Origin of the sequence: Microbacterium sp. No. 7 (assembly GCF_001314225.1) — a bacterium.
Classification (GTDB): Bacteria; Actinomycetota; Actinomycetes; order Actinomycetales; family Microbacteriaceae; genus Microbacterium.
Genome location: NZ_CP012697.1, coordinates 3388401 through 3404033 on the forward strand (window position 1 = coordinate 3388401; position 15633 = coordinate 3404033).

The 15633-nt window shown below is 73.7% G+C and carries 16 protein-coding genes; 6 read left to right on the forward strand and 10 right to left on the reverse strand.

Annotated features, from left to right (window positions below):
* Positions 1 to 138: 138 nt before the first annotated feature.
* Complete coding sequence (gene aceB, locus AOA12_RS15765) at positions 139 to 1770, forward strand: malate synthase A (protein WP_054684849.1); 1632 nt, start codon at positions 139 to 141, stop codon at positions 1768 to 1770.
* A gap of 96 nt (positions 1771 to 1866) precedes the next feature.
* Here aceB and AOA12_RS15770 read toward each other — a convergent pair whose 3' ends face one another.
* From AOA12_RS15770 to AOA12_RS15785, 4 genes are all read right to left on the reverse strand, one after another.
* The gene (locus AOA12_RS15770) at positions 1867 to 2502 is read right to left on the reverse strand and encodes a response regulator (protein WP_054684851.1); all 636 of its coding nucleotides are present in this window, start codon (positions 2500 to 2502) and stop codon (positions 1867 to 1869) included.
* Positions 2499 to 3671 (reverse strand): sensor histidine kinase, encoded by a 1173-nt coding sequence (locus AOA12_RS15775; RefSeq protein ID WP_054684854.1) that lies wholly within the window; start codon positions 3669 to 3671, stop codon positions 2499 to 2501. The genes AOA12_RS15770 and AOA12_RS15775 overlap by 4 nt, the downstream gene beginning before the upstream one ends.
* A gap of 91 nt (positions 3672 to 3762) precedes the next feature.
* The gene (locus AOA12_RS15780) at positions 3763 to 4569 is read right to left on the reverse strand and encodes an ABC transporter permease (protein WP_054684857.1); all 807 of its coding nucleotides are present in this window, start codon (positions 4567 to 4569) and stop codon (positions 3763 to 3765) included.
* On the reverse strand, positions 4566 to 5435 hold the full coding sequence (locus AOA12_RS15785) for an ABC transporter ATP-binding protein (RefSeq protein ID WP_054684859.1): 870 nt from the start codon (positions 5433 to 5435) through the stop codon (positions 4566 to 4568). The genes AOA12_RS15780 and AOA12_RS15785 overlap by 4 nt, the downstream gene beginning before the upstream one ends.
* Positions 5436 to 5742: 307 nt before the next feature.
* Between AOA12_RS15785 and AOA12_RS15790 the strand changes: the two genes are divergently transcribed.
* Genes AOA12_RS15790 through AOA12_RS15810 form a run of 5 tightly spaced genes read left to right on the forward strand, consistent with a single transcriptional unit; the run spans position 5743 to position 9974 of the window.
* Positions 5743 to 6555: a Rossmann-like and DUF2520 domain-containing protein gene (locus AOA12_RS15790; RefSeq protein ID WP_054684862.1), complete on the forward strand. Its 813-nt coding sequence runs from the start codon at positions 5743 to 5745 to the stop codon at positions 6553 to 6555.
* Positions 6552 to 7403, forward strand: a complete 852-nt coding sequence (gene panC / locus AOA12_RS15795) for a pantoate--beta-alanine ligase (RefSeq protein ID WP_054684865.1) — start codon at positions 6552 to 6554, stop codon at positions 7401 to 7403. The genes AOA12_RS15790 and panC overlap by 4 nt, the downstream gene beginning before the upstream one ends.
* A complete protein-coding gene (panD, locus tag AOA12_RS15800) occupies positions 7403 to 7834 on the forward strand; it encodes an aspartate 1-decarboxylase (RefSeq protein WP_054684868.1) in 432 nt (143 codons plus the stop codon). The genes panC and panD overlap by 1 nt, the downstream gene beginning before the upstream one ends.
* A complete protein-coding gene (gene panB / locus AOA12_RS15805) occupies positions 7831 to 8760 on the forward strand; it encodes a 3-methyl-2-oxobutanoate hydroxymethyltransferase (RefSeq protein ID WP_082406308.1) in 930 nt (309 codons plus the stop codon). Before panD ends, panB begins: the two co-directional genes overlap by 4 nt.
* A complete protein-coding gene (locus tag AOA12_RS15810; protein ID WP_054684871.1) occupies positions 8757 to 9974 on the forward strand; it encodes a pyridoxal phosphate-dependent aminotransferase in 1218 nt (405 codons plus the stop codon). The genes panB and AOA12_RS15810 overlap by 4 nt, the downstream gene beginning before the upstream one ends.
* Positions 9975 to 10177: 203 nt before the next feature.
* Here AOA12_RS15810 and AOA12_RS15815 read toward each other — a convergent pair whose 3' ends face one another.
* The 6 genes from AOA12_RS15815 to AOA12_RS15840 form a co-directional block, all read right to left on the reverse strand.
* Positions 10178 to 11737 (reverse strand): trypsin-like serine peptidase, encoded by a 1560-nt coding sequence (locus tag AOA12_RS15815; protein WP_054684874.1) that lies wholly within the window; start codon positions 11735 to 11737, stop codon positions 10178 to 10180.
* Between the two features lie 77 nt (positions 11738 to 11814).
* Complete coding sequence (locus AOA12_RS15820) at positions 11815 to 12951, reverse strand: UDP-N-acetylmuramate dehydrogenase (protein WP_054687124.1); 1137 nt, start codon at positions 12949 to 12951, stop codon at positions 11815 to 11817.
* A gap of 5 nt (positions 12952 to 12956) precedes the next feature.
* Positions 12957 to 13364: a MaoC/PaaZ C-terminal domain-containing protein gene (locus AOA12_RS15825; RefSeq protein WP_054684878.1), complete on the reverse strand. Its 408-nt coding sequence runs from the start codon at positions 13362 to 13364 to the stop codon at positions 12957 to 12959.
* Positions 13361 to 13807 (reverse strand): FAS1-like dehydratase domain-containing protein, encoded by a 447-nt coding sequence (locus AOA12_RS15830; protein ID WP_054684881.1) that lies wholly within the window; start codon positions 13805 to 13807, stop codon positions 13361 to 13363. Before AOA12_RS15830 ends, AOA12_RS15825 begins: the two co-directional genes overlap by 4 nt.
* A gap of 38 nt (positions 13808 to 13845) precedes the next feature.
* The gene (locus tag AOA12_RS15835; RefSeq protein WP_054684884.1) at positions 13846 to 14652 is read right to left on the reverse strand and encodes a sulfite exporter TauE/SafE family protein; all 807 of its coding nucleotides are present in this window, start codon (positions 14650 to 14652) and stop codon (positions 13846 to 13848) included.
* Positions 14652 to 15503 carry a DUF2510 domain-containing protein gene (locus AOA12_RS15840; RefSeq protein WP_054684886.1) on the reverse strand — a complete coding sequence of 284 codons (852 nt, stop codon included), beginning with the start codon at positions 15501 to 15503 and terminating at the stop codon, positions 14652 to 14654. Before AOA12_RS15840 ends, AOA12_RS15835 begins: the two co-directional genes overlap by 1 nt.
* Positions 15504 to 15633: the final 130 nt, after the last annotated feature.

The window sequence follows — 15633 nt, forward strand, 5'->3', positions numbered from 1 at the left end:
CCGCACTTTTCGCCAAGTGGCCGAAAAATTTCACGCATAGTGGTCTTATCAACACCAGCCGGATCGGCGGATGCCGCGTCCCGAACGAGAGATCGGGTCGCGGCATCCGCCTTATCCCCCTCCGAGAAAGCCAGGGCCATGACACCGACCGACGCGGGCATCGCGCCCACGACCCAGATCACCATCACCGGACCGCTGCGTCCCCGCTACGACGAGATCCTCACGCCCGAGGCGATCGCGTTCCTCACCGAGCTGCACGACCGCTTCGCCGGGCGTCGCCACGACCGGCTCGCCGACCGCCTGCGCCGCCGCTTCGACATCGGCACGGGACGCGACCCCCAGTTCCGCGACGACACGGCGCACATCCGCGAGGACGCCGACTGGAAGGTCGCCGGAGCCGGGCCGGGCCTCGAGGACCGCCGCGTCGAGATCACGGGCGCGCCGCAGCCGAAGCTGGCGATCAACGCGCTCAACTCGGGCGCCCGGGTCTGGCTGGCCGACCTGGAGGACGCGACGAGCCCCACGTGGACGAACGTCATCGAGGGGCAGCTGACGCTGTTCGACGCGGTGCGCGGCACGCTGGAGCACACGAGCGCGTCGGGCAAGGAGTACCGCGTGACCGCCGAGCGCACGCCGACGATCACGATGCGCCCGCGCGGCCTGCACCTGACCGAGCAGCACCTGAAGTTCAGCGACCGCGCGGGACGCACGATGGCGACCTCGGCCTCGCTCGTCGACTTCGGCCTGTACTTCTTCCACAACGCGCAGGCTCTGATCGCGCGCGGCCAGGGCCCGTACTTCTACATCCCGAAGATCGAGAGCGCCGAAGAGGCCAAGCTCTGGGACGACGTGTTCAGCTTCAGCGAGCGCCGCCTGGGCCTGCCGCACGGCAGCATCCGCGCGACCGTGCACATCGAGACGCTGCCCGCGGCGTTCGAGATGGAGGAGATCCTGTTCGAGCTGCGCGACCACTGCGCCGGCCTGAACGCGGGCCGCTGGGACTACGTGTTCTCGATCATCAAGAACTACCGCGGCCGCGGCGCCCGGTTCGTGCTGCCCGACCGCAACGAGGTGACGACGTCGGTGGGCTTCCTGCGCACCTACACGCAGCTGCTCGTGAAGACGGCGCACAAGCGCGGCGCCTACGCGATCGGCGGCATGAGCGCCGTGCTGCCGTACGCGGGCGACCCCGAGGCGACGGCGGCGCTGCTGGAGGGCGTCGCGAGCGACAAGCGGGCCGAGGCCGAGGCGGGCTTCGACGGCACGTGGGTGGCCCACCCGGGCCTGCTCGGCATCGCCGAGGACGCGTTCGCCGCCGTGCTCGGCGACCGGCCCAACCAGCTCGACCGTCAGCGCGACGACGTCGAGGTGACGGCGACGCAGCTGCTCGACCTGCGCATGGGCCGTCCCATCACGGCGCAGGGCGTGCACGACAACGTGCTGACCGCCATCCGCTACTTCGAGTCGTGGCTGCGCGGCGTGGGCGTGGTCTCGCACGGCAACCTGGTCGAGGACGCGTCGCTCGCCGAGATCAGCCGCAGCCAGGTGTGGCAGTGGGTCCACCAGGACCGCTCGACCGCCGACGGCACGCGCATCACCCGCGAGTACGTCGAGGGGATCATCGCGCAGGTGCTGGGCGAGGCCCCGCGCACCGAGGGCGACCGCTTCGACGACGCCGCCACGGTCTTCCGCGAGGTGGCGCTGGAGCCCGACTTCCCCGCCTTCTTCACGACGGGCGCCTACACGAAGTACCTCGTCGAGACCGACTGACCGTCGGGATGGTGTGGGGGCGGATGCCGCGGCATCCGCCCCCACACCCGTTCCCGGCGGCCTTGCTCGCGTCCGCGGATGCCGCGGCGGCGGCCCTCACCCGAGCAGGCCGCGCTCCATCGCGAGGGTCACGGCGCGCGTGCGGTCGGCGACGCCGAGCTTGTCGAAGACCTTCAGCAGGTGCGTCTTGACGGTCGACTCGCGGATGCCGAGGGCGGCCGCGACCTGCTTGTTGCTGTGCCCCGCGGCGACGAGCCGCAGCACGTCGGTCTCGCGCTCCGTGAGCGTCGTGGCCGGCTCGGGGCGCCGGGCGCGCTCGACGAGGCGCACCGCGACCTGCGGCGACAGCGCCGACTGTCCCGCCGCGACCGAGCGGATGCCCGCGACGATCTCCCGCTGCGGCGCCGCCTTGAGCAGATAGCCCGCGGCGCCCGCCTCGATCGCCGCGAGGATGTTGTCGTCGGACTCGTACGTCGTGAGGATCAGCACCTTCGGCGCCGCCGGCGATCCCGCGCCCGCGGCGACGATGCGCGCCGTCGCGGCGACGCCGTCGACCCCCGGCATCCGCAGGTCCATGAGCACGACGTCCGGGCGCAGCGCGGCGGCCATCCGCACGGCCTGCTCGCCGTCGGCGGCCTCGCCGACCACGTCGAGGCCCGGCTCGTCGCCGAGCAGGCCCGCGAGGCCGGCGCGCACGATGGGATGGTCGTCGACCACGAGCACGCGGATCACGAGGGCACCCCCGGCAGCGCGACCCGCAGCACGGTGCCGCGGCCCGGCGCCGTGTCGATCTCCAGCGAGCCCCCGGCGAGCGCGACGCGCTCGGCCATGCCGTCGAGCCCGAACCCGTCGCGGGGCGCCGCGGGGTCGAAGCCGCGGCCGTCGTCGTGCACGGCGAGCTGCACCGCCCCGTCGGCGTCGGCGTGCACCTCCACGCGGGCCCGCGTCGCCCCCGCGTGCTTGCGCACGTTCGCGAGCGCCTCCTGCAGGCAGCGCAGCAGCACGACCTCGGCATCCCGGCCGCGTGGGGACGCGTCGCCGCCGCGGTCCAGCTCGATCTCCAGGCCCGCCTCGGCGCGGAACCGCTCGACGAGGCGCTCGACCGCGCGGCCGAACGCGGGCGCCTCGGGCACCGCCGCGGTGCGCACGACCAGGGCCCGCGCCTCGGCGAGCGCGTCACGGGCGACGTCCTCGACCGTCGCGATCGACGCGGCCGCCGCCTGCGCGTCGCCCGACCGGGCCTGCCGGCCGGCGCGCTCGGCGAGGATCACGAGGCCCGCGAGGCTCTGCGCGAGCGTGTCGTGCACGTCGCGGGCGAGCCGCTCGCGCTCCCGTGCCGCGCCGCGGTCGCGGCTGAGCGCCTCGACCTGGCCCTGTGCGGCGGTGAGCTCGGCGAGCAGCGCCGCCCGCTGCTCGCCGTACTCGACGATGCTCGAGATCCACAGGCCCATCGCGAGCGCGAACGAGAACGAGAGCACCGCCGTGATCACGGCCCTCAGCACGCCGTCGAGGCCCGGCACCGCGAGCGCCGTGCCGACGAGCACCGCGCCGGCGATGCAGGCGGATGCCGCGATCGCCGACCGCCTGCCCGCGCTGATGAGCCAGGTGAGCGGGTACGCCACGGCCTGCAGCGTCGCGACCTGCGGGGCCACGGCGGTGCCGAGCAGCAGCGCGACGCACGCCAGCGCGACGAAGACCGGCGCCCGCCACGTGCCCCCGCCGCCGAAGCCGCGACCGAGCTCGGGGCGGGCGCACACGGCGTAGGCGACGGCGAACAGCAGCAGCACGAAGCCGCAGAGGGCGTGGTCGAGGGGCGTCTCGAGCTGGAGGCTCGCGAGCGCCCCGACCACGAGCACGACGCCGACGACGGTCACGTCCCACCAGTACCGCCTGCCGGTCATCCCGCCTCCGCTCCGGCTCTCCGCGCCGCGCCCGCCCGTCGTGCGCCCGCACATGCCGTGTCCGTCCCCGCCGGGATGATCCCAGCCTGGCCTACGCGTCGCGCCGGGTCCACCGGAAGGTGAGCCGCGCGAGCACGAGCCCGACGACGAGCCACACGCCCAGGGCGATCGCCACGCCCGCGAGGTTCCACTCACCGCCCTGCTCCATCACCCGGTACCCGTCGGGCAGGAAGACCGATCGCATGCCCTGCGCCATCCACTTCAGCGGGAACGCGGATGCCGCGTTCTGCAGCCACTCGGGCAGCAGGAAGAAGGCGAGGTACACGCCCGAGACGAACTGCAGCACGAGCACGATCGGGATGACGACCGCGCTCGCGCTGCGGCCCGAGCGCGGCACCGCCGACAGCGCGATGCCGAGGAGCGCCGAGGTCGCGAGCCCGAGCACGAACACCCACGCGAACACGAGCCAGCGCTCGCCGTCGGCCGGTAGCTCGACGTCGAACGCGAGCACGCTCACGACCAGGAGCAGCCCGACCTGCAGCGTGCCGGTGACCGCGACCTGCGCGAACTTGCCGATGAAGTAGCTCACGGCCGGCAGCGGCGTGCCGCCGAGGCGCTTGAGCGTGCCGTCGCTGCGCTCCATCGCGATGTCGATCGCGAGGTTCTGCACGCCCGACAGCAGCAGCCCCGCGGCGATCATCCCGGGCAGGTAGTACTGGCCGGCCGAGACGGCCGGGAGACCGGCATCCCCTCCCGGCCCGACCTCGGAGAAGATCGTCGCGAACAGCGACAGCATGAGCACGGGGAACAGGAACGTGAAGAACACCTGGTCGGGCGAGCGGAAGTAGCCGCGGATCTCATAGCCGGCGCGGTGCACGCCGAGGCGGACGGCGTTCATCGTGCCGCCTCCTCGGCCTGCGGGGCGTCGTCGGCCACGAGCGTGAGGTAGATGTCCTCGAGCGACGGACGCACGATCTCCAGCCCCAGCGGCTCATCGCCCAGCCGTTCGCCGAGCGCGCGGGCGAGCGCGAGCGGGGTCGTCGTGCGCTCCTCGCGCGGACGGCCGTCCTCGATCCAGCGCACGATCGGGACGCGCGCCTCGGCGCTGCCGAGCCCGGCGACGGGCCCGATCGCGCGCAGCCGCCCGCGGGCGATGACGGCCACCCGGTCGGCGAGCTGGGCCGCCTCGTCGAGGTAGTGCGTCGTGAGCACGATCGTCGTGCCGCCGGTCTGCAGGCGCCGGATCAGCTCCCAGAACTCGCGGCGCGCGTGCGGGTCGAAGCCCGTCGTCGGCTCGTCGAGGAACAGCAGCTCGGGGTTGCCGACGATGCCGAGCGCCACGTCGACGCGTCGCTGCTGGCCGCCGCTGAGCTTCGCGATGCGCGTCGAGGCGCGGTCTTCGAGCCCGACGGCGGCGATGACCTCGTCCACGTCGCGCGGGTTCGGGAAGAACCCGGCGAACTGGCGCAGCTGCTCGCGCACGGTCGCCGTGCCCGCCTGCCCCGCCGTCTGCAGCACGATGCCGAGCCGCGCCTTCCAGTCCAGCCCGCCGCCCTCGGGGTCGACCCCGAGCACGTGCACGTCGCCGCCGCTGCGGCGCCGGTATCCCTCCAGGATCTCGACGGTCGTCGACTTGCCCGCGCCGTTCGGCCCGAGCAGGGCGAACGTCTCGCCCCGCGCGATGTCGAACGTCACGCCGTCGACGACCGCGCGGTCGCCGTATGTCTTGCGCAGGCTCTGCACCCGCACCGCTGTCTCTGCCATGTCTCCAGGCTCCTCGCCGCCGCGGCCCCCCGGCAGCCGTCATCCGTGGGAGGCGGCATCCCTCGTTCGGTGGATGCCGCGGTCCGCGGCGTCACGGCCTCGGCGACCCGGCCCGCGATGTGCACCGTGCAGGACAGATCGGCCGAGCGCCCCCGCGAGCCCGCCGAACCGGCCGGGATCCACCATCCGTCCTGCACTGCGCACCGGGCGCCTCGGCCACGCCGGCACCGGCCCGGCGGCGTTTTTACACCGCACCCAGAAAGCGGTACCCTGTGTGCCTAGTGCGCCGCCCCCGCACGCAGGAGCCATGACCTCCCCCTCTCTTTCCGCGCGTTCTCCGCATCCCTCCGTCAGCGTCGTCGGCGCCGGACGGCTCGGGACCGTCATCGCGCGCGCCCTGCGCGCGGCGGGCCTCACGACGCACGGACCGACCCGACGCGGCGAGCCCGTGCCGGCCGCCGACGTCACGCTGCTGTGCGTGCCCGACGGCGAGATCGCGGCGATGGTCGCCACCCTGCGCGGCCCGGCCACGCTCATCGGGCACACGTCGGGCGCGACGCCGCTCGGCGCGGCCGACTTCGCGCTGCACCCGCTGCAGACGTTCCTCGGCGACGAGCGGCCCGGCATCCTGCACGGCATCGGATGCGCCGTCGCGGGCCGCGCCCCCGACGCGCTCGCCACGGCCACCGGGCTCGCCGATACGCTCGGCATGCGGCCGTTCGCCGTCGCCGACGAGCACCGCGCGACGTACCACGCCGCGGCATCCGTCGCCTCGAACTATCTCGTGACGCTGCAGGATGCCGCGGAGCGGCTGCTCGCCCCCCTCGGGCTCGCGGGCGACGAGGCGCGCGCGATCCTGGCCCCGCTCGTGCGCAGCACCGTCGACAACTGGGCCGCACGCGGCCCCGAGGCCGCTCTCACGGGCCCCATCGCGCGCGGTGACGAGGCGACCGTGCGGCGCCAGCGCGACGCCGTGCGCGCCCACGCCGCCGAGCTGCTGCCGCTGTTCGACGCGCTCGCCGACCGCACGCGCGCGCTCGCCGCACGGACCGCCATCCCCACGCAGGCCGCCGCCCCCGTACAGGCCCCCGCCCCCGCACAGGGGAGACGCGCGTCATGAGGATCGTCCGCACGGTCGCCGAGGTGCGCGCCGCCGTGGCCGAGGCACGGCGGGACGGACGGACCGTCGGGCTCGTCCCGACGATGGGCGCCTTCCACGAGGGGCACCTGTCGCTGATCCGCCGCGCGCGCGAGACGACGGGCCTCGTGGTCGTGTCGCTCTTCGTCAACCCCACGCAGTTCGCGCCGGGCGAGGACCTCAGCACGTACCCGCGCGACGAGGCGCGGGACGCCGCGCTGGCCGAGCGGTCCGGCGCCGACGTCCTCTTCGCCCCCGAGCCGGCCGAGGTCTACCCCGACGGCTTCGCGACCACCGTCCACGTCTCGGGCGTCACCGAGGTGCTGTGCGGCGCCGCGCGCGGCGCGCACCACTTCGACGGCGTCGCGACCGTCGTCGCCAAGCTCTTCGGCATGGTCGCGCCCGACGTCGCGTTCTTCGGTCAGAAGGACGCACAGCAGGTGCTCGTCGTGCGCCGCCTCGTGCGCGACCTCGACATGCCCGTGCGCATCGAGGCCTGTCCCATCGTGCGCGAGGCCGACGGCCTGGCGATGAGCTCGCGCAACGTCTACCTCACCGACGACGACCGCCGTCGCGCCACGGCCCTGAACCGCGCCCTCGCGGCGGCCGAGCGCGTCGTCGAGAGCGGCGAGACCGGCGCGGACGCCGTGCTCGCCGCGGCCCGGGCCGAGCTGGCCGCCGCGGGCGTCGACCCCGAATACCTCGAGCTGCGCGACCCCGACGACCTGCACGAGGTCGATCGGATCGCGCCGGCCGCCCTGCTCGCCGTCGCGGCGCGCGTCGGGGCGGCACGACTCATCGACAACCGAATCCTGAAGGAGAGGCGCTGATGCGGCGCACGATGCTGAAGTCGAAGATCCACCGCGCGACCATCACCGGGAGCGACCTGAACTACGTGGGCTCGATCACGATCGACCCCGACCTGCTGGAGCGCGCCGACATCCGCGAGCACGAGCAGGTGCACGTGGTCGACGTGAACAACGGCTCGCGCTTCGAGACCTACACGATCGCGGGCGTGCGCGGCTCGGGCACCGTGCAGGTCAACGGCGCCGCGGCGCGCCTCGTGCACGCGGGCGACACCGTCATCGTGATCTCCTACGCCGACTACGACGAGGCCGAGCTCGACGCGTACGAGCCGGTCGTCGTGCACGTCGACCGCGACAACGCGATCATCACGGTCGACGACGCCGTCGCCGAGCTGCGCACGCCGCCCGCGCAGCACGACCTCGCGGGTCTGCGCGCCAGGGACGTGTTCGCGTGAGCGTGCAGCCCGCGGCATCCGCGCGCCGCCCGGTCACCCTGCCGGAGCTCGCCGAGCGCAAGGCGCTCGGTCAGCCGATCGCGATGATCACCGCCTACGACTACGCGAGCGCGCGGGTCGCCGAGGCCGCGGGCGCCGACATGGTGCTCGTGGGCGACTCGGCCGCGATGACGGTGCTCGGCTATCCCAGCACCGTGCCCGTCTCGGTCGACGAGATGATCATGCTCACCGCCGCCGTGCGCCGCGGCCTCTCGGTGCCGCTGCTCGTCGCCGACCTGCCGTTCGGCTCGTACGAGCGCTCCGACGAGCAGGCGGTCGAGACCGCGCAGCGGTTCGTGAAGGAGACCGGCTGCGACGCCGTGAAGATCGAGCGCGGCGGCACGACGGTCGACCGGGCGCGCGCGATCGTGGCCGCCGGCATCGCCGTCGTGGGGCACGTGGGCCTCACGCCGCAGACGGCCGTGCTCGCCGGCGGGTTCCGCGCGCAGGGACGCACCGCGGAGGCCGCCCTCGAGGTGTGCCGCGCCGCCGTCGCCCTGCAGGACGCGGGATGCTCGGCGATCGTCTTCGAGGCGATCCCGAGCGACGTGACCGAGGTCGTCATGCCGCTCATGCGCATCCCGGTGATCGGCATCGGCGCGGGCCCTGCCACCGACGGGCAGGTGCTCGTGTTCCACGACGTGCTGGGGATGCACGACGGCCATCAGCCGCGGTTCGTGAAGCGCTACGCGAGCCTGCTGGAGAGCATGACCGCCGCGGTCACCGACTACGTCGCCGAGGTGCACGCGGGCGCCTTCCCCACGGCCGCGCACGGCTACGGCATGGCCGCCGGCGAGGCCGAGCGGCTGCGCGAGCTGATCGCCCTGTCGGAGATCGGCCTGCGGCATCCCGTGACCGACCCGTCGCCGACTACGCTCGTATCGTGACTGAACGCGCCCCGCTCTCCCGCAAGCCCCGTGTGTCCCGGAAGCTCAGTGCCATCGCCGAGTCGGCCACCCTCAAGGTCGACGCCAAGGCCAAGGCGCTGAAGGCCGAAGGCAAGCCCGTCATCTCCTACGCCGCCGGCGAGCCCGACTTCCCCACCCCGGCGTTCGTCGTGGATGCCGCCGCCGAGGCGCTGCACGACCCCGCGAACTTCCGCTACACGCCGGCGGCGGGCCTGCCGGTGCTGCGCGAGGCGATCGCCGCCAAGACGCTGCGCGACTCGGGGCTCGAGGTCTCGCCGAGCCAGGTCGTCGTCACCAACGGCGGCAAGCAGGCCGTGTACCAGGCCTTCCAGGCGGTCGTGAACCCGGGCGACGAGGTGCTGCTGCCGGCGCCGTACTGGACGACCTACCCCGAGGCGATCCGCCTGGCCGACGGCGTGCCCGTCGAGGTGTTCGCGGGCGCCGACCAGGAGTACAAGGTCACGGTCGCGCAGCTCGAGGCCGCGCGCACCGACCGCACGACCGTGCTCGTGTTCGTGTCGCCCTCGAACCCCACGGGCTCCGTGTACACCCCCGAGGAGACCGCCGCGATCGGCCAGTGGGCCCTCGAGCACGGCATCTGGGTCATCACCGACGAGATCTACCAGAACCTCGTCTACGACGGCGTGCGCGCCATGTCGATCGTCGAGGCCGTGCCGGAGCTGGCCGGCCAGACCCTGCTGCTCAACGGCGTCGCCAAGACGTATGCGATGACGGGCTGGCGCGTGGGCTGGATGGTGGGCCCCGCCGACGCCATCAAGCTCGCCGCGAACCTGCAGTCGCACCTCAGCTCCAACGTCAACAACGTCGCTCAGCGCGCCGCCGCGGCCGCGCTCACGGGATCGCAGGACGACGCCGAGCAGATGCGCCTGGCGTTCGACCGCCGCCGCCGCCTGATCGTCGACGAGCTGTCGAAGATCCCCGGCGTCACGGTGCCGACGCCGCTCGGCGCCTTCTACGTCTACCCCGACGTGACGGGGCTGCTCGGCAAGACCTGGCGCGGCGTCACCCCGACCACGACGCTGGAGCTCGCCGACCTCATCCTCGACGAGGCCGAGGTCGCCGTCGTGCCCGGCGAGGCCTTCGGCCCCAGCGGCTACCTGCGCCTGTCGTACGCCCTCGGCGACGACCAGCTGCTCGAGGGCGCCCAGCGCCTCCAGCGCCTGTTCACCTGACCCACCGGGATGCCGCCCCTCCGGCATCCATCCGTCGAGAGTGCATCCGGCGGCCGAGGATGCACGTCGGCGCCGCACTCTGGGCCGCCAGATGCATTCTCGGCGCCCGGATGCACTCTCGGGGATCACGGGGGCGCGAGATCACGGGGGCGCGGGGTCAGCGGGGCGCGGTGGTGGGGTGGCGGGAGTGAGCCGGGCCCGCGTCAGAGCGCGGGGATGTCGATGCGGGTGACGGGGGTCGGGTTGCCGGCGCTGTCGGTCTGGTAGAGGCAGTAGGTGGCGGGCAGGTCGGTGGCCTCGATCATGAGCGGGACGATGCGGAAGCCCTCGAACGAGGCGGTGTCGTCGCAGTCGGCCTCGCCGAGCGGGCCCCAGGTGTAGCGCGAGTTCGCGAGCTCCGGCGACCGCACGAACGGCTGCACGACGACCACGTCGTCGATCCGCTCGACCGTCGCGCCCGCGGGCCACACGGGCGGCGTGCGGTCGACCGTGAAGACGATCGTCGCGGCGCCCGCGTAGTTCTCGCCCTGCACGGCGCACAGCGCGTACCGGCCCTCGGTCTCGGGCAGCACGGGCTCGACGACGAGCCCCTCGCCCCAGCCGACGCCCTCTCCCCCGGGCAGCGGCTGCGCGTCGGCGCCCGCGTAGGTCGCGGCATCCCCGCACGCCGTCGCATCGCCGAGCGGCACGAGCGCCGTGCGCACGGTGCCCGGGCGGGCGCCGACGAGCTCGGCCTGCGGCGTGCGGCCGAAGCCGTCGAGCAGGCCGCCGCCGCGGAAGGCGCCGCCGCCGGCGAGCGCCGTGAGGTCCGACACGGGCAGGGGGCACGCGTCGCCGAGCGCGAACACGCCCGTGACGGCGTCGAAGCAACGGCCGACGCCCGCGACCGACTGCGCATAGCTGGTGCGCGGCGCCATCGCGACGCCGTCGGCCGTGACCTCGCACGGCCCGTTCAGCTCGCACGCCTCCTCGGCGAGGGCGCCCCACGAGGTCGTGTTGATCATCGCGACGATCTCGGTCGGCGCGCCGTCGGCATCGACCGCGAACACGCCCGACCCGCTCGAGCCCTGCTGGATCCCCTCGCAGTCGTTCGACCATGCGCCGGACCACAGCCAGTGGCTCTCCAGCAGCGTGTGCTGCGCACCGAGCGTGCATTCGCCGCGGCGCAGCACGATGTCGGCGGGGTCGGCGATGTCCTGCACCGGCACGCCGACGTTGACGGCGGTGCTGCCCTTCGCGGGCTCCGCGGCGGCGATGGGCACGGCGCGCAGGCCGAGGTCCTGCAGCTCGCCCAGGGTGCGGTCGAGGCGCACGATCGCGGTGTCGGTGTGGCGCATGGTCGAGTACGCGAGCTCGACGACCTCGGCCGTGAACGTGCCGTCGAGGTTCCCCTCGGCGCGCAGGAACTCCGCGGTGCCGAACCAGTCCTCGTCGATCGTCGTCTGCTGCGGCGGACGGCCGACGTCGCCGACGCAGTGGCCGTTGGTGAGCACGTAGCCCGGGCCGGCCGGCACGCCCGTGTCGATGAGCGTGCCGCTGCACGACGAGCCCGCGTTGAGCGCCACGACACCGCTGAACGCCACGAGCGCCTCGAGGGACAGCGGGGATGCCAGGGGCTCCTTCGCCTCGTCGGTCCACGGCACGGTCGGCTCGGGCCACGGCAGCGCCTCGTCCGTCGTGCCCGTCGCGGTGCAGCCCGCCAGCAGCAGCGCCGCCGCGATCGTCGCCGCGGCCGACACCGCTCCGTTCCTCGTGCGCGCCATCGCGACCCCCCTCGTCGCTCACACCCTATCGGCGGTCGCGAGCGGCGCGACGACGGGCGACCGGGAGAAATCCCGTGTCAGAGCTCGACGCCGACGAGCACGGGCTCGGGCTGCAGGATGATGCCGAAGTCCGACTGCACGCGCTGCACCGCGAGGCGGGCGAGCTCGGCGACCTCCCCGGCGGTCGCGCCGCCGCGGTTGGTGAGCGCGAGCGCGTGCTTGGTCGAGAGCCCCGCGCGCGAGCGCGGCAGCCGGAAGCCCTTGCGCAGCCCGACGTGCTCGATGAGCCACGCGGCCGACAGCTTGACGTCGGGCACCGCGGGCCGCCGCACGGGGACCTGCCCGTCCCAGCTGCCGAGCGGGATCACGGTGACGGGATCGGCGTCGGGCGCCATCGGCCAGCGCGGGCAGTCGTCGGGCAGGGTGCGCGCGAACGACGCCGAGACGACCGGGTTCTGGAAGAACGACCCGGCGCTATGCGTGTCGGCATCCGTCTCGTCGAGCACCATGCCCTTGCCGGCGCGGATGCGCAGCACGGTCTCGCGGATCCACGCGAGCGACACCGCCGCCGACGCGTCGAGCCCCAGCGCCTGGCGCAGCTGCGCGCCGCGCACGGGCACGTCGCCGCGCCCCACGCGCTCGAGCTCGAGCGTGATCGAGAGCACGACGGCGGGGCGGACGGGCACGGAGCCGTAGTGCTGCTTGAGCACCGACGTGCGCAGCCCCAGGCCGAGCTCGGCGGCGGGGACGACGGAGACCTCGCCCGTCGACTCGTCGAGCAGCTCGACCTCGACGAGGGTCTGCACGACCTCCTGCCCGTAGGCGCCGATGTTCTGGATCGGGGCCGCGCCGGCGGTGCCCGGGATGCCGCTCATCGCGGCGATGCCCGCGAGCCCCTCGTCGACCGTGAACGCGACGAGGCGGTCCCACTCGTGGCCGGCCTGCACCCGCAGCCGTTCGAAGCCCTCGCGGGGCGACGGCAGCCGCTTGACACCCTGCGTGCGGATCAGCACCACGGTGCCGTCGAAGGGCTCGTCGGCGACGAGCACGTTCGATCCGCCGCCGAGCACGAGCCACGGCTCGCGGTCGTCCCAGAGGGCGCGCAGCGTCTCGACCAGCTCGTCGCGCGTCGTCGCCTCGACCATGCGGGCGGGCGTGCCGCCGACGCGCAGCGTCGTGAGCTCGGAGAGCGGGATCGGCGCGATCTTGGGCATGGACGTCACGCCGGCAGGCTCACGCGCACCTGCGCCTTGCCGAGCACCGTCGTGTCGCCGTGCGTGACCGTCAGGTCGATGCGGGCGCCGGTCTCGTCGACCGCCCCGACCTTGGCGGTCACGGTCACGTCGGCGCCGGCCTCGGCATCCACGACCACGGGGCGCGTGAAGCGCACCCCGTACTCCTGCACCCGGCCGGTGTCGCCCAGCCACTCGCCGATCGTGGCGACGGCGAGGCCCATCGTGAGCATGCCGTGCGCCAGCACGCCGGGCAGGCCGACGCGCTCGGCGACGTCGTCGCGGTAGTGGATGGGGTTGAAGTCGCCCGACGCGCCCGCGTAGCGCACGAGCGACTCGCGGGTGAGGTGCACGGTGCGCTCGGCGACCACGGCGCCGACCTCGAGGGGGCTCATTCCTCGCCTCCGATCAGCAGCACCGACGTCGCGGTGACGACGTGCGCCCCCGCGGTGTCGGCGATCTCGGCCTCGCTGGTGACCATGGCGCCCTTTCCGAAGGGACGGATGCCGGTGACGCGCAGCTGTGCGACGAGCTCGTCGCCCGCGACGATCGGCCGCGTGTAGCGGAAGCGCTGCTCGGCGTGCACCGTGCGCTCCAGCGCGATGCCGGAGTCGGGCTCGGCGAGCAGCTGCTGCAGCGTGAGGTCCTGGACCACCATCGCGAACGTCGGCGGGGCGACCACGTCGGCGTAGCCGAGCGCGCGCGCCGCCTCGGGGTCGTGGTGCTGCGGATCGGTCGCGAACACGGCGCGCGCGAACTCGCGCACCTTCTCTCGGCCGACGAGGTAGGCGGGCGTCGGCGCGAACGAGCGGCCGACGAGTTCGGGATTGACACTCACCCGTCGATCCTATCGAGAGGCGTCCCGGGCGCCGGGGCCTACGCCCCGCGGCCCTTCCGGCGGTCGGCGATCGCCTTCTGCGCCATCTGGTAGCCGATGTACACGAGGTAGGCGGCGAAGACGACGTTGGCCCAGAACGGGTCGAGCAGCGTCGCGACCCACGCGCCGAGCGCCGTCGTCGTGCACGCGGCGACGCCGATGACGGCGGCGGCGGGCAGGTCGACGTTGCCGCGGCGCATGTTGCCGAACGTGCCCGAGATCGCCGTGGGGATCATCATGAGCAGCGACGTGCCCTTGGCGATGAGGTCGCTCGTGCCGAAGACGATGATGAGCGCGGGCACGACGACGATGCCGCCGCCGACGCCGAGCAGTCCGGCCACGACGCCCGTGATCAGGCCGAGCACCACGAGGCCGGTGATCGAGAGCGGCGTGAGCGGCAGTCCGGCATCCCTCGACGGGATCACGACGAACAGCATCGCGATGACCACGACGAGGAAGCCGACGAAGCACCAGCGCAGCACGTGCTGCGGCAGCCGGGCGAGCAGCCACGTGCCGATCTGGGCGCCCACGACGGCGCCGGCCGCGAGGATGAGCGCGGGGATCCACGCCACCGAGCCGTGCAGCGCGTAGCTGACGACGCCGACGACGGCGATCGGCACGATCGCCGCGAGCGAGGTGCCCGCGGCGCGGCGCTGGTCGAAGCCGAGCAGCAGCACGAGCATCGGCACGATGATGGTGCCGCCGCCCACGCCGAACAGGCCCGACATGAAGCCGCCGAGCAGGCCGATGGCCACGCAGATGAGCACGAATCGCGGCGCGCGCGCCGCCTGTTGTCCGGTGGGCATCAGTATCCCGACAGGTAGTCGATGAGCAGCACGCCGTCCTGCTCGACGAGCTCGTAGAAGAAGCCGTACTCGACGGGCTCGGGCTCCGCGAGCGGCTCGCCGTCGTCGCCGACGAGCAGCGTGCCCGTCTCGGTGGTCACGACGAGCACGTAGTCGCCGTCGCGATACGCGTCGTCGATCACGATCACGTAGTCGGTCAGCATCTGCCGCGAGTTCGCCGCGTCGGCGCGGAACGCCTCGCACTCGTCGCCCTCGACGTCCCAGCGGAAGTCCTCGGTCGTGACGGCCAGGTACTCCGCGCAGTCCGCGTTGAGCCAGGCGGCGTCGTAGCGGTGCACGACGCGCTCGGCCTCGGCGCGCTCCGCCTCGGTGAGCTCGAGGAAGACGGGACCGTCCTCGCTCGTCTCCTCGTCCGGCGCCTCGGTCGGCACCGTGATGGGCGCGTCGGGCCCGGGCTGCGAGAAGGGGCTCTCGTCCTGGATCGTCGTCGCCACGATCGTGCTGACGATGAAGAACAGCGCGCCTCCGACGATCATGAGCGCGACGATGCCGCCGACGACCCAGAGCACCCAGCGGTTCGACGCCGGGGCGGGGGCGGGCGGCGCGGCCGCGTACGCGGGAGCCGTCTGGTACGACGGGGCGTACGGCGCCGTGGCCGCGTAGGGCGGTGTGGCCGCAGCGGCATAGGGAGGCGTGGACGCGGCCGGTGCGACGGGCTCCGCGGGCGTCGGGGCCGCGGGCGCGGGAGGCGTCGGGGCGGCGGCCGGCTGCACGTGCTCCGTCCACTGCGTGCCGTCCCACCAGCGCTGGGTTCCGTGTCCGTCGTCATACCAACCGGCGGGGGTACTCATTCGCGCTCCTTCTGCGGCCCCTGTGGGCGCACCGCCTCCGACCCTACGCGGTTTCACCCCGCCGCGCGTGCGCGAGCGGGCCCGCCGAGCCTCGATTCGTGTAAACATCAGCGAACATCACGGCGACGAC

What these genes read in the sequence shown, in the direction of transcription:
- aceB (WP_054684849.1), top strand. Translation starts at nt 139, where the DNA reads ATGACACCGACCGACGCGGGCATCGCGCCCACGACCCAGATCACCATC.
- AOA12_RS15775 (WP_054684854.1), bottom strand. Translation starts at nt 3,671, where the DNA reads ATGACCGGCAGGCGGTACTGGTGGGACGTGACCGTCGTCGGCGTCGTG.
- AOA12_RS15780 (WP_054684857.1), bottom strand. Translation starts at nt 4,569, where the DNA reads ATGAACGCCGTCCGCCTCGGCGTGCACCGCGCCGGCTATGAGATCCGC.
- AOA12_RS15785 (WP_054684859.1), bottom strand. Translation starts at nt 5,435, where the DNA reads ATGGCAGAGACAGCGGTGCGGGTGCAGAGCCTGCGCAAGACATACGGC.
- AOA12_RS15790 (WP_054684862.1), top strand. Translation starts at nt 5,743, where the DNA reads ATGACCTCCCCCTCTCTTTCCGCGCGTTCTCCGCATCCCTCCGTCAGC.
- panC (WP_054684865.1), top strand. Translation starts at nt 6,552, where the DNA reads ATGAGGATCGTCCGCACGGTCGCCGAGGTGCGCGCCGCCGTGGCCGAG.
- panD (WP_054684868.1), top strand. Translation starts at nt 7,403, where the DNA reads ATGCGGCGCACGATGCTGAAGTCGAAGATCCACCGCGCGACCATCACC.
- AOA12_RS15815 (WP_054684874.1), bottom strand. Translation starts at nt 11,737, where the DNA reads ATGGCGCGCACGAGGAACGGAGCGGTGTCGGCCGCGGCGACGATCGCG.
- AOA12_RS15820 (WP_054687124.1), bottom strand. Translation starts at nt 12,951, where the DNA reads ATGCCCAAGATCGCGCCGATCCCGCTCTCCGAGCTCACGACGCTGCGC.
- AOA12_RS15825 (WP_054684878.1), bottom strand. Translation starts at nt 13,364, where the DNA reads ATGAGCCCCCTCGAGGTCGGCGCCGTGGTCGCCGAGCGCACCGTGCAC.
- AOA12_RS15835 (WP_054684884.1), bottom strand. Translation starts at nt 14,652, where the DNA reads ATGCCCACCGGACAACAGGCGGCGCGCGCGCCGCGATTCGTGCTCATC.
- AOA12_RS15840 (WP_054684886.1), bottom strand. Translation starts at nt 15,503, where the DNA reads ATGAGTACCCCCGCCGGTTGGTATGACGACGGACACGGAACCCAGCGC.